10 protein-coding genes, 5 tRNA genes and 1 pseudogene are annotated in these 11,732 nt (G+C 66.3%); 12 read left to right on the top strand and 4 right to left on the bottom strand.

Features of this window, described 5'->3' with window-relative positions:
• The first annotated feature begins 178 nt into the window (after positions 1 to 178).
• Complete coding sequence (locus DS843_RS16890) at positions 179 to 652, top strand: RT0821/Lpp0805 family surface protein (protein WP_149470035.1); 474 nt, start codon at positions 179 to 181, stop codon at positions 650 to 652.
• Positions 653 to 723: 71 nt separating this feature from the next.
• Here the strand turns inward: DS843_RS16890 and DS843_RS16885 are convergent, their stop codons facing one another.
• The gene (locus DS843_RS16885; RefSeq protein WP_149470034.1) at positions 724 to 2,052 is read right to left on the bottom strand and encodes a class I SAM-dependent methyltransferase; all 1,329 of its coding nucleotides are present in this window, start codon (positions 2,050 to 2,052) and stop codon (positions 724 to 726) included.
• A 189-nt stretch (positions 2,053 to 2,241) separates the two neighbouring features.
• Between DS843_RS16885 and DS843_RS16880 the strand changes: the two genes are divergently transcribed.
• The 7 genes from DS843_RS16880 (at position 2,242) to DS843_RS16850 (ending at position 7,000) form a co-directional block, all read left to right on the top strand.
• Positions 2,242 to 2,316 (top strand) — tRNA-Thr (locus DS843_RS16880).
• A gap of 1 nt (position 2,317) precedes the next feature.
• Positions 2,318 to 2,393 (top strand) — tRNA-Ala (locus DS843_RS16875).
• Positions 2,394 to 2,493: 100 nt separating this feature from the next.
• Positions 2,494 to 2,570 (top strand) — tRNA-Asp (locus DS843_RS16870).
• 30 nt (positions 2,571 to 2,600) lie between these two features.
• Positions 2,601 to 2,675, top strand: a tRNA-Val gene (locus DS843_RS16865).
• A gap of 1 nt (position 2,676) precedes the next feature.
• Positions 2,677 to 2,750, top strand: a tRNA-Gln gene (locus DS843_RS16860).
• 76 nt (positions 2,751 to 2,826) lie between these two features.
• Entirely contained in the window at positions 2,827 to 4,404 is a 1,578-nt protein-coding gene (locus DS843_RS16855) for a site-specific integrase (protein ID WP_353618360.1), read from the top strand.
• 310 nt (positions 4,405 to 4,714) lie between these two features.
• On the top strand, positions 4,715 to 7,000 hold the full coding sequence (locus DS843_RS16850; protein ID WP_167525351.1) for a replication endonuclease: 2,286 nt from the start codon (positions 4,715 to 4,717) through the stop codon (positions 6,998 to 7,000).
• A gap of 45 nt (positions 7,001 to 7,045) precedes the next feature.
• On the opposite strand, the gene DS843_RS16845 is transcribed toward DS843_RS16850, so the two are convergent.
• Both DS843_RS16845 and DS843_RS16840 read right to left on the bottom strand, forming a co-directional pair.
• The gene (locus DS843_RS16845) at positions 7,046 to 8,095 is read right to left on the bottom strand and encodes a sensor histidine kinase (protein ID WP_149470031.1); all 1,050 of its coding nucleotides are present in this window, start codon (positions 8,093 to 8,095) and stop codon (positions 7,046 to 7,048) included.
• Positions 8,096 to 8,206: 111 nt separating this feature from the next.
• Complete coding sequence (locus DS843_RS16840) at positions 8,207 to 8,491, bottom strand: mobilization protein C (protein ID WP_149470030.1); 285 nt, start codon at positions 8,489 to 8,491, stop codon at positions 8,207 to 8,209.
• 171 nt (positions 8,492 to 8,662) lie between these two features.
• On the opposite strand from DS843_RS16840, the gene DS843_RS16835 reads away from it, so the two are divergent.
• From DS843_RS16835 to DS843_RS16820, 4 genes are read left to right on the top strand one after another with little or no spacing between them, the layout of a single operon-like run.
• The gene (locus DS843_RS16835; RefSeq protein WP_149470029.1) at positions 8,663 to 9,310 is read left to right on the top strand and encodes a hypothetical protein; all 648 of its coding nucleotides are present in this window, start codon (positions 8,663 to 8,665) and stop codon (positions 9,308 to 9,310) included.
• Between the two features lie 3 nt (positions 9,311 to 9,313).
• Positions 9,314 to 10,717: a MobA/MobL family protein gene (locus tag DS843_RS16830; protein WP_149470028.1), complete on the top strand. Its 1,404-nt coding sequence runs from the start codon at positions 9,314 to 9,316 to the stop codon at positions 10,715 to 10,717.
• Positions 10,714 to 10,917, top strand: a complete 204-nt coding sequence (locus DS843_RS16825; protein WP_149470027.1) for a hypothetical protein — start codon at positions 10,714 to 10,716, stop codon at positions 10,915 to 10,917. The genes DS843_RS16830 and DS843_RS16825 overlap by 4 nt, the downstream gene beginning before the upstream one ends.
• Complete coding sequence (locus tag DS843_RS16820; RefSeq protein ID WP_149470026.1) at positions 10,914 to 11,342, top strand: hypothetical protein; 429 nt, start codon at positions 10,914 to 10,916, stop codon at positions 11,340 to 11,342. Before DS843_RS16825 ends, DS843_RS16820 begins: the two co-directional genes overlap by 4 nt.
• Before the next feature lie 260 nt (positions 11,343 to 11,602).
• Here the strand turns inward: DS843_RS16820 and DS843_RS31795 are convergent.
• Positions 11,603 to 11,732, bottom strand: a pseudogene (locus DS843_RS31795) (FAD-dependent oxidoreductase); the annotation flags it as partial.

Genomic DNA, 11,732 nt, shown 5'->3' with positions numbered 1-11,732 from the left:
ATTTGTGCGCCATTTTGATAACAGGCGATGGCCCCCGGGTCCGTGCTTCTATCCGCCACCGCCTATATCGGGAGAGGCGGCTCGACGGGAGTGGTACGCACGAAAGCGCAGGCTCCCCCGGATTAATGCGAAGCCTTACGTGTTGATGGCTTATACGGAACCAAGAGGCAGAGACCCCATGAAGAAGATCGCTGTAACCGCCTTTGTCGCCCTGTCGCTCGCCGCCTGCCAGAGCGGCGGCAGCGGCCTGGGGACCAAGCAGACGGTCGGCGCGCTCGGCGGCGCCGCGGCCGGCGGTGTGATCGGTTCGCAGTTCGGCGGCGGCACCGGCAAGCTCATCACCACCGGTGTGGGCACGCTGCTCGGCGCCTATCTCGGCAGCGAGCTTGGCCAGTCGCTCGACCGCGCGGACGAGGGCTACGCCCAGCGCGCCGCCACCCAGGCCTACGCGGCGCCGATCGGTTCGACCATCCAGTGGAACAACCCGGAATCGGGCAACCGCGGCACCATCACCCCGGTCCGCGACGGGCGCGACAACACCGGCAACTACTGCCGCGAGTACCAGCAGACCGTCTATGTCGGCGGCAAGGCCGAGCGGGCCAACGGCACCGCCTGCCAGCAGCCGGACGGCACCTGGCGCATCGTCTCCTGATTTGGGAGCGCTTCCGCCCCGGCCATCCTTCCCGCGCACAAGCGGGAACGACGGCCGGGGCGGAAGCCCTGTTACGGCCTGGGAATGGCGGTCAGGCGGATCGCCACCTGCTTGGTGTGCGGGCTGACGGCGATGATCTCCCAGGCCGCGCCGGACTCCTCCGCGTATTCCATGAAGGCCCGGTACTCGTCCTCGCGCCACGTCCGGTTGCCGATGAACTCGTCGAAGACCAGAACCGTCCCCGGACGGAAGCGGGGCGCCAGAGCGGTAAGCACCGTCCGCGCCGACGAGTAGATGTCGCTGTCTACATTGACGAAGCGCACCGCGCCGCCGTGAGCCGCCAGGAAGGGCGGCAGCGTGTCCTCGAACCAGCCCGCGTGCAGCACCGCGTTGTCCCTCACCGGCGGCAGGCGCTTGCCCGTGCTCAGCACGCCGCGCGGCGCGTTCACCCAGCCCTCCGGCAACCCCTCGAACGAATCGAAGCCGTGGACCGTCTGCCCCGCCGCCTCGGCGATCTGGTTCAGCGAGGTGCCGCGCCGCACCCCGAACTCCAGCACCAGACCGGGCACCCCCGCCCTCTCCAGCGCGAATCGCAGAAGTTCCGCCCCGACGCCGAACAGCCGCACATCCGGGGCGAGGTGCGGACGGATCGCCGTCACCGCCTCCACCAGGGCCAGGCGCTTCGGCTGCCCGGCCAGCTTTTCGCGGTGCAACGCTTCCGCTTCCGCGTCGCGGCCCAGCAGAAGCAGATAGGCGCACAGGAAGCCCCAGTATTTGCCCGCCGCCCCCGGACAGTCCGCGGCACGGCGCAGGCGGCGCAGCGCGTCCTCGACCCCGTTCAGGCCCAACGCGGCGGCGTGGCTGCCGAACCACGCGGCGGCGTGTTCCGGATCGTCGGCCAGCCGCTCGTCGAAGACGGCCAGCGCGCCCGCGGCGTCGCCGAGATGGGCGAGGCTGACCGCCCGCTCATAGAGGATGTCCGCCGAGCGGTTCCCGGCGGCCAGCGCCTCCCCCGTCACCGCCAACGCCTCCTGATAGAGAGCGTCGCGGCGGTAGGCGCCGGCCAGCGCCTCGCGGAGGCCGGGGAAGACGGGGTCCGCCACGGCGACCCGCTCCAGCCAGCGCACCGCCTGCAAACGGTCCCCACCGGCCAGCACGGCCTGGGCCAGGTGATGAAGAGTCTCTGGATGCCCCGGCTCGCGCGCCAGGGCGCGGCGCAGGGCGGCGGTGGCCGCTGCGGCGTCGCGCCGACCCAGAGCGGCCATGCCGGTCAGCCGGTCGCGCTCCACGGACCCGCCGGACACGGCGGAGCCGGACGCCGTGTCCCGCAGCAGGCGAATCGCCTGCCGGTAATGCCGCGCCTCGATCAGGCGGCGCGCCTCGGTCAGAACCTCATCCACGGGAAAACCTGTCGGTCGGCCCTAACAGTCGGGCATGGTCGCGATGGCGGACAGATGCCCCGCGGACGCGGCGGGATGCAAGCGCCGCCTGCGGCCCGTCCGGGGGTGAAAAGAAAGAAATGCCCCCTTCGATATTTTTCCCTTTGACAGGGGGCCGCCTGGATTGCTATTCACCCGCTCCCGCCGGACGCTGCCGTAGCTCAGTGGTAGAGCACTCCCTTGGTAAGGGAGAGGTCGAGAGTTCAATCCTCTCTGGCAGCACCATGGGGCCGTAGCTCAGATGGGAGAGCGCCTCGTTCGCAATGAGGAGGTCAGGGGTTCGATCCCCCTCGGCTCCACCAACTTCTTCGGCGGTTGGTTGGTTGACTTGAGTAAGTTGGGTAAGGTTGAATTTAGTGCTTGCTTCGGCGGTCTTTGTTCTTTAGAAGGTCGCCTCACGACGCGGGTGTAGCTCAGTTGGTTAGAGCGCCGGCCTGTCACGCCGGAGGCCGCGGGTTCAAGTCCCGTCACTCGCGCCACTTTACTTGTGGTTTGGTATCTCGCGGTTTGGTCCTGTAGCTCAGCGGGAGAGCACTACGTTGACATCGTAGGGGTCACTGGTTCAATCCCAGTCGGGACCACCATTGGGGGATCGTCTAGCGGTAGGACAGCGGACTCTGACTCCGCCAGCCTAGGTTCGAATCCTAGTCCCCCAACCACCCTTTTCAAATCAAAGGGTTAGTTGGCATCCGAGCCTCATGTGGACCCCTCCCGTGGTCCCTGCGGAGGCTTCCGTTGCCACTCGTTTCACACACCACCCGGAAACCCAGCGGACGCTACCTTGTGCGCGTCCGCGTCCCTGTTGACCTCGTTCCCTTGTTCGGTAGGGTCGAGCTTCGCCGCTCGCTGGGAACCAGCAGCCCCGACGCGGCGAGGGCCGCCGCCGGAGCGGCGTCCTCGATCCTGTTTGCCGAGTTCAGGGAGATACGAGCGTTGTCCGAGAGTGATGAAGAGAAGGCCCGCCAGCGGGTCCATGAGCTCCTGTACCGCAAGGCCGATGTTGCCGTGGAACTGGCCGGGACCCAAACCCGCGTCGCTCGGCTGACGCAGGAGAAGGCCGACCTCGAAAGCATCCGTGACCGGCGCACCATTGCCGACTTGGCGGCGGTCAACGCGGCGCTGGTGACCGAGGCTCCGCGCAGCCGCCGCGCTCCTGCGCCGACGCCCAAAGCCAAGCACGATGTCGCCTCCGCGTTCCGGGACCGCTACATCACCGAGAAGACGCGGGGCGGCTGGACGGAGCAGACCAAGCGGCAGGACACCCGTTCCATCGAGCTTTTCCTTGAGATCGCGGGCGACAAGGTGCCGAGCGACTACAGCCGCGACGACATCACGCGATTCCGCTCGACGCTCGAACTGATCCCGACGAACCACGGCAAGCACGGCGGTGCGGTCAAGGGAGAGCGGCCCATCCTCGATGTCATTGAGGATGCCGACGACGAGCAACCCCGCCTTGCCCTCAAGACGTTGAAACGCCACTGGACCGCGGCGAAGGCTTTCCTGGAATGGGCATCCGTCCATTCCACCAAGGACGCCAAGTTGGACCCCGACATTCTGAAAAAGCACAAGTGGAGCACCGACGTCCGCAAGTCGCAGCACCGCAAGCCCTGGACGACGGACACCCTCAAGAAGCTGTTTGCGTCCCCGCTCTACGCCGGGTGCGCAGGAGCGGACCGTTCCCAGCGTTGGCGTGCCGGGGACACGATCATCCGCGACGCGTTCTTCTGGGTCCCGCTGCTTTGCCTCTACTCCGGCATGCGGGCCGAGGAGGCGTCACGCCTGCGGCCCGAGGACGTGAAGGAGGTGGACGGCACGTGGGTGATCGACATCACCACCGAGGGGCACAGCCGTCTGAAGAACGACGGCGCTGTGCGCCGTGTCCCCGTTCATGACACCTTGATCCGATGCGGCTTGACCGAGCATGCCCAGGAGATGGTCCGCCGCCGTGCCGACCAGTTGTTCCCCGAACTCAAGCCGGGTGGCGTGGACAGCAAGCTCTCCCACGAGGTGGGCCACTTCTTCACCGACTACCGGAAGGCGGTAGGTCTGTACGAATACCTTATGGATCTGCATTCCCTGCGGAAGACCTTCGCAACGCTGTTGATCCGCAACGGCAACCGCATCATCGACGTGGACGAACTCATCGGGCACGACAGCACCAGCCGCGTTGAACAGAAGGAACTTCTTCATTCGATGACCCTCGCCCACTACTACGGGGGCGAGGAACTGCTCCGGCTCAAGAACATCGTGAACGGCTTCGATCCGGGCCTGGATCTCTCGCACCTGCACCTGAACGCGCACCCACGGCGCTGAGCGCCGTCACTCGCAAGACATCGGGGCGGCCCAAGTGGCCGCCCCATTATGTATCTGGATAATCAGAATAGCCAAACTCAGATACGGTCTCACATGTAATGAAACGATCTGTTAGATATATGTTGGCAGCATTCTTCTCTTGACACAAACAAGAAGGCTCGGGAGGATTCCGGTTGCCACACCGATCCAAACCCGAGCCTTTTGCTTTCTCATGCCCATATCGTTATCTGCGATCAACGCAGACGTCAACGAATATTCAGGATTTGCTGACCGGGCTTCGAGCCGCCGGGCGAAGGCCGATTACCGGCCGATGGCCGCCGCGGCTGCGGACACGGATACCCTGGACATCCTCGACCGGCTTCCCGACACCTTCTGGCGGGCGTCCTTGTTGAAGGAAGCTGCCCGGATGGCGGGGGCTGACTACTCTGTGCTAGTCGCTCGCTTCAATGGCGTCGAGTGCGCCGCCGACATTCCCGGCGAACCGGAACTCCCGAGCGCCGCTGTTCTTCGCGGCACCTTCAACCCACCGCCGCGGCCCATCGTCGCGACCCGTCGCGGCAGTGCTGACGCGCTGGAAATCGTCGGGACGGCTCGGGCACGGCAATCCCGCGGCGCAGATTTCATGTTGGGCTGCGCCGCCGACGCGCTGCTGGACTGGCAGCGCCGCGTGGCCGAGTGGGGCCGCGACCAGGCATGGCGCTCGGTTGCCGAGCAGGCGTGCCGCATCACCGCAGCGATTGCCAAGCATGTCGGTGCTGACAGCCCCTATCTGGAGATGATCCACTACGGCGAAGACGAGGTGCGGGCACGGGCTGCCGAGGATGTCGAACTGGCCAAGCAGGTCGTGGGCTGGCGACAGGAGCAGCTTGCCCATGTGGCGACGTTGAAGCCGAAGCACCCGGAACGTGCCGCCGAGGTGTTGTCGATCCCGAACCCGCAGCATGCCAAGCCGGGCACACCCCGCCGGAAGGCCGCGGACGGCATTGCCTACGTGTTGTCGTGGGGGCTGGACATCGACCCGGAAGAAATCGAGGCAGCCGCAGCCGGGAGCGGCGACGATGTCGAAGACGAAGAAGCCTACGCATCCCGGTTGTTCGATGAAGCTTGGCACCGCCGCCGTATTCGGCGGCATGTCCGCCGGACCCGTGAGCACGTCGCGTTGATCCTACGTCTGGTTGGTGCTCACGGCCAGCGGTGCGTGTCCGATGTCGCTCTGCGGGACCGGCGGACGCAGCTTGACGCGCAGATGGCTTGGGGGGAGGGACACGCGGCCTACAGCCCTGACGGGCAGCATCAGGTGATGATGTCGGCGTTGATGCGGGCATCGCGGGATGGCCGCATCTCCCGCACCGCCGCCATCGTCATCGGCATGCAAGGGCACGCGAGAGAATGCGGGTGGGTGCCGCTGTGGATCACGCTGACCGCCCCGAGCGAATACCATCCCGCCCCGAGTGTCGGCGAGGATCGGTGGAACCCCGCCCTCACGCCCGACGAAGCCCGCGACTGGATACAATCACGCTGGGGCCGGGTCCGGGCACGGTTGGAGAAGCACGCCCTGGACCCTTTCGGGATTTGGGTTCGCGAACCCAACGAAGACGGCTGCGTTCATCTGCACATGCTCCTCTGGTGCCCGGAAGACAGCACGGCCCACGTTGAGCGCATTCTTCGTGGCTACGAGATCAAACCCGACGCGAAGGGGAACCTCGTGCCTCTGCCCGCCCGCGACGCGAGGGGCCGCGTGCTTCGCGACGACTTCGGAAACCCGGTGCCGATGCCTTGGCCGTGGCGGAGCGATGCGGGATGCCGGATCGAGCGGAAAGCCGATTCGGCGACCCATGCGGTGTCCCGTTACATCTGGGAGTATCTGGCTCCCGCCCTGCGTCGCAGCGGAGACGCAAAGGCGGATGAGCAGATCAAAGGGAAAGCCGGAGAAACGGCCGAGCGGTATGACGCTCACGCCGCGACGTGGGGATACCGCCGCTTTGGCTTCTTCGGCATCGAACGCGGTGTCATCACCGCTTGGCAGAAGCTCTACACGATGAACGATGCGCCCAAGAGCGGCCCGTTTGGCGCCGCCCGCGCGTGCATGGACATCGGACGCGCCGAACGGAAGGCGGCAAAGGCCGGGGACGGCTCGGCCGTGGAGATGATGCAGGGCGGCGATTGGACGGGCGCCCTGCGTGCGCTGGGCGCATTCAAAGAGGCGGCAGCCGTCCGCAAGGGCAAGAAGGACGCCGGGGTTCGGGTGGGTCCGAACTTCATCATCGAGGCCGAGGAAACCGTCAACCGCTACGGCGAGACCGTCCGCCGTCCTGTCGCGATCAGCGACGGCGTGACGACCATCGGCCTTGTTTCCGGGTGGGTCATCGACAAGGTGTCCGACACGGTTACAGTTGATGACAGCGACCCAAGGAGCGGGGTGCCGGAACACGGCGCTGAGGCCCTGCGGAACTGGCGGGAGGCCCGCCGGCGGGGCGAGGATGCCAACCACCCGGCCGGATGGCATCCATACTGGCGGGGTGAAGCTCCCCAACAGGGTGCCGAACTCCGCCTAAGCATTGCCGAGGTGTTCGCGGATTGGGCAGAGGCAGCCTGAGCCACGGCGCAGGCGCCATCCTTGACCCTGCGTCCTCGCCTTCGGCTAGGCGGGCGCCAACGCGCTGTGCGCCGCGAAGGTCAGGTTGAACACCGTTCCTCCGGTTGGCCCGTTCTCCAACGAGTACGAACCGAACACCTGCCTCGCCAACTGCGACATCAGGCGGACACCGAGCGATCCCTTCTTGGCCATGTCGGAAGGCAGGCCAACGCCATCGTCCACGACCGACAGCGACAGCATGCCCTGATCCGTCCTCCGCACGGTCACCCGCACCGTGCCGGAGCGACCATCCGGGTAGCCGTGCTTCAGGCTGTTGCAGACGGCTTCGTTGGCGATCATGCCCACCGGGGTCGCCTGATCCATCGTCAAGACCAAGCCCGGTTCGACATCCACCAACACCGGGTGCTCCCCCGATGCCAGCGGCTCACAGACGTTTCGGAGATAGTCACCCATATCGACGACGCCGGTTCCGTCGGAACGATAGAAGCTCTCATGCACGGACGCGATCACCTGCACACGCTTCATGACGTTCTCGGCAAACGCCTTGCATTCGGGGCCGTGCCGCGCCGCTTCCAGCATGACCATACCGGCGACGAGTTGAAGGTGGTTCTTGGTCCGGTGGTTCGACTCCAGATACAGCCGCTCCTTTTCCTCCAAGGCGGCCTGGAGCTTACGCTCAAGCTCCTTCTGGGTGCGCAGATCGGCCCATGCGATCACGCCGCCGATGACGGCGCCCTGTTCATCGCGGATGGGACCGGCATTGCAGAGGATGGGGATCTTCTCTCCTGCCTCATTGCCGACGAGCCATTCCTCATGCCGAACCACCTCGCCTTTCTGCACCGCCCGAGTGAGTGGAAGCTCGGCAGCCGTCGCCAACTCCCCCGAAGCCCGATAGACCTGATAAGCTTCGGGGTGCTTCTCGACGGCGATGCCTTCGAGTTTCTCGCGAGGCCGCTCCAGCAAGGCGGCTCCATAGGAACTGACACCGACGATGGAGACGTCAGGGGCTTTGGCAATCGTCAAGCCAGTGGGCACGTGCTCCATGATGGCTTCCAGGAATGGTGCCAGCTCTTTGTTTGCGAGCGTCTTCGACATTGCCCATTAACCTATGATAACAGCTCGTGTTGCGAACACTTGGAAGTCACCGCAGGGCAGTGTGACCATCAAAACCCGTTTGGACAAGGGGAGAACTACCGCCCAAACGGCCTAGTTTCCGCCCCCCATTTCGGGGGATGACTCGAAACCAAACCCGAACAGCGAACGATCCCGTTCACGCGATAGGCTCTGGTCCAGGAGGCGGCCCAGCCACGCCTTGACCGCCGCATCCTGCATTGCGGCCTGAAGCACCACCGCTCCGACAAGGATCTTGCGGCGGGCATCCCGCTTGCGGGCCGCCGTCGTCTGCTGATGTTGCAGACGGCGGATGCGGGCCTCAACGTCCTTCTTCTTCTGTCTCAACTTCTCTATCTGGTCGTCGGCACCGATGCGCATGGTTCCATCCTCAACGCGGGTTCCCTGTTGCTTGGAATTATCTTCCGGACTTTTGCAAGCAGCCAGGACAGTGTTGGAACCACAAGCCCCGAAGGGCGCGATTTAGCGCGTGCTTCGCACGCGCATCGCTTCCTTCGGGGCGGACGGGAACCGACACACAGGGGGACGACCATGATCCAGTTCGGCTTGTGCGCCATGTGCGGCGTTGCCGACACGCGTTCCGCGCTGGACGCACGGTCCGGGCTGTGCGGCCCCTGCTGGGTGGAGATGGACGCCGCCCGCCAATCCGGGGCGATGCACATGGTCTGGACATCCGCGGAGGACGGGGCAGCCTGGACGGCTTCCCCACTCGGACTGGAATGGGAACCGGCCGTCACCTTCCATGCCGTCACCGACGCAGCCGACGCGATGCTGGAGGCTCTGGCGGAGGGCCGCAACCGAATCGCACCCTTTGTCGCATTGGAAGTTGGCCCGCGACGCCGGGACGGTCGCCTTGGCGTGTGCCGGGACCGGCGGCACGTCGCCGTGTCCCTCGCCTTCGATCCGGTCGCAGTCCTGCACCATGAACTCGCCCACGCCCTTTGGACCAGACTGCGTGCCGACGAACGGGAGGCATGTGTCGAGTGGGGCGACGCGCTCCGCGCGTCGCAACCGCCGCCCGGCGTTGCGGCCCACCGCTGGGCCGCACCGGAGGAAGCCGAGGCGGATGGATTTGCCCGCTGGGCGTTACATCGCCCGCAGCACGGCACCCACGAACCGCCCGCCGAGGTCGCCGCCGTCTGGAGACGGATGGTCGCCGGGACGGTCGGCAGGCGGTGACCAATGGCAATTGCGTTCGGACAAGTTCAGAGCATCAACCGCCGCTCGGGCCGCTCGCCGCAGGCGGCGGCAGCCTACCGGGCCGGGACCCGGCTGGTCGATGGGCTGACCGGCCGCATTCACGACTACAGCCGCCGGCGGGGTGTCGTGCATTCCGAGATCACGGCGCCCGATGACGCGCCGTGGGCCACGGAACGGCAACGGCTGTGGGACGAAGCGGGCAAAGCGGACTCCGGCGCTACGCGCACAGTGGCCCGTGAATGGCTCGGCGCCCTGCCTCATGAACTGTCGCCCGAAGGTCGGGCCGCCGTCTGCCGCAGCTTTGCCGCATGGCTGGTCGAGCGACACGGCGTCGCGGTGGACTGGAGCATTCACGCTCCCGACCCGCGGGCCTCTCTCGCGGACGCCCCGCCCGAGCACCAGGGCCGCAATCACCACGTCCACATGCTCGCCACCTCCCGCACCGTGCTCCCAACCGGCATGGGAGCGAAGACGCGGGAACTGGACAACAAGGCTACGTCCGCTTCGCACATCGAGGCATGGCGGCAGCAATGGGAGGCGACCGTCAACGCCCGCTTGGAGCAGGAGCAGCACGCCGCACGCATCGACATGCGGTCCTATCAGCGGCAAGGCCGGCACCGTCAAGGCTTGCCGAAGCTTGGCCCGACTGCGGCAGCCATCGAGCGCCGTGGCGCACCATCCGACGCAGGGAACCGCATCCGCGCTGTGCGCCGACGAAACGGAGAAGCCGACCTATTGGGCCGGCGGCTTGTCCTCGAATGGAAGGCCCTGTCCGAACAGGAGGCAGCAATGCAGTTGGAGACGCAGAAGACGATACCGACAGGGAACCCTTGGAAGGGACAGCCGGTGCCGCTCGTGGGCGGCGTACGGCCAATCGGCGGAAGTGGGAAGAAACCAACCCGCGAGACGCGGAAGCTTCCCACAGCCGAAGAGCGGCAGGCGTGGAAGGCTGACAGGCTGTCATCACACTATGACGCCGACCTTCATCACCACGCCGACGCCATCCGACAGGTGCGGTTCGACTGCCCGCCGTACGGCATCCAGCTAACGGACTGGTCCTGGGTGCGTGACCATGGTGAAAAGGTCTGCCTGCATGGAGCGGTCTCGGACCAGAGCGTCAACGTGATGGCCGATGTCATGCAAGCGAAGGGTTGGCAACGCGTCGAGATCTGGGGCGACGACGAGTTTAAAGCCCGTATGTGGCTGGAATGCACCGTCCGCGGCATGGAAGTCACGAACTACGAGCCACCCGCTCCGATGAGGGATCAACTTCTAGAGGCGGCCGGTGTCCGCCCTGCGGAACCCGTGGCCGATAGCCATGCCGCGACCGCCGACCTGGACGGCGCCCATGCTCCGCGCCTGACACCCAAAGGCGTCGCGGCATGATGGACAGGCACTGCAAGGCCGCCGACATCATCTGGCGAGTCGAGGCGACGTGGAACGTCGCGTTCCAGACACTTGAACGGGTCGATGAGCTTCAGCGGCAGGTAGCCGACCTGTCGGCGCTGGTCGCCTCGCTCCGCGCCGGGACCATCCCCGAGGTGGAGGCCCGCCCCATCGCAGCAACCCGAGGGTTCGGCAAATGACGCAGCCGACCGAACTGCGGCTTGCCCTCGACGTGGCATCCCTCATGCGAAACGCCGGGCGCGGCCCATCGTCGGGATGCCAACGCCTCCGGCGCGATGGCGAGCTTCGGTGCTTTCTGAGCGCCTGCGGTTCTGCCGATAGCTCCGCATGGGATGCGCTCCGCTTGCATGTGCGCCGCCGCTCGCGGCAGGGCATCGGCCTCAGCGAGGTGGACACCATCCGTCAACTTCTCCCCGAATGGCGTGCCCAGGGACGCTTGCTCGGTTTAGTGAGGGCCGCTCGGGAGCGGAAGGCAACCACCGAGACGGAACCGGAACAACCGCCGTGCAGCACGCCCGCACCATTGGACGGCATCTCCGCCGCCGACATCATGGAAGCCGCCGAGGGGATGGGCGGCCTTCCTTCGGAATGGGGCAAGGGATGATCCTGGAACCAATCAACCCTTCGGTGCCTCTTTCAGTACAACCCGTCAGCCTCTCCCGGCGTAGCACGGGCCGGGGGCGGGTCAAGGCCAAGCCGCCGCACGCGGCGGTCGCTTCGCGAGCCTTGACCCGCCCCCTCATAGCCCGTGCTCCTCTGGTCATGGCTTTGGGGGTTGCACTGAAAGAGAGTGGCGGGGGGGGGGAACCCCGGGCCGGGCGGTGGCGGGGGGGGGGAACCCCGGGCCGGGCGCCGCGCCCCATGTCCGCCGCGGGCGAGGGCGCGGGCCATGACCCCCTCCCGGGCGCCGATCTCGCCCCACAGATGCCTTTCCCCCACCCCGCCGATGGCCGGGTTGCAGGACATCTCACCGATGGTGTCCAGCCTGTGGGTG

Origin of the sequence: Roseomonas genomospecies 6, assembly GCF_008365375.1 — a bacterium.
Classification (GTDB): domain Bacteria; phylum Pseudomonadota; class Alphaproteobacteria; order Azospirillales; family Azospirillaceae; genus Azospirillum.
Note: the sequence above shows the minus strand (reverse complement) of the source record. Positions and strands in the feature narration are given on the sequence as shown.

Excerpts from the sequence above, each read along its gene's own strand:
- DS843_RS16825 (WP_149470027.1), top strand. The coding sequence starts at position 10,714 with ATGATGGACAGGCACTGCAAGGCCGCCGACATCATCTGGCGAGTCGAG.
- DS843_RS16840 (WP_149470030.1), bottom strand. The coding sequence starts at position 8,491 with ATGCGCATCGGTGCCGACGACCAGATAGAGAAGTTGAGACAGAAGAAG.
- DS843_RS16830 (WP_149470028.1), top strand. The coding sequence starts at position 9,314 with ATGGCAATTGCGTTCGGACAAGTTCAGAGCATCAACCGCCGCTCGGGC.
- DS843_RS16845 (WP_149470031.1), bottom strand. The coding sequence starts at position 8,095 with ATGTCGAAGACGCTCGCAAACAAAGAGCTGGCACCATTCCTGGAAGCC.
- DS843_RS16890 (WP_149470035.1), top strand. The coding sequence starts at position 179 with ATGAAGAAGATCGCTGTAACCGCCTTTGTCGCCCTGTCGCTCGCCGCC.
- DS843_RS16850 (WP_167525351.1), top strand. The coding sequence starts at position 4,715 with ATGGCCGCCGCGGCTGCGGACACGGATACCCTGGACATCCTCGACCGG.
- DS843_RS16820 (WP_149470026.1), top strand. The coding sequence starts at position 10,914 with ATGACGCAGCCGACCGAACTGCGGCTTGCCCTCGACGTGGCATCCCTC.
- DS843_RS16835 (WP_149470029.1), top strand. The coding sequence starts at position 8,663 with ATGATCCAGTTCGGCTTGTGCGCCATGTGCGGCGTTGCCGACACGCGT.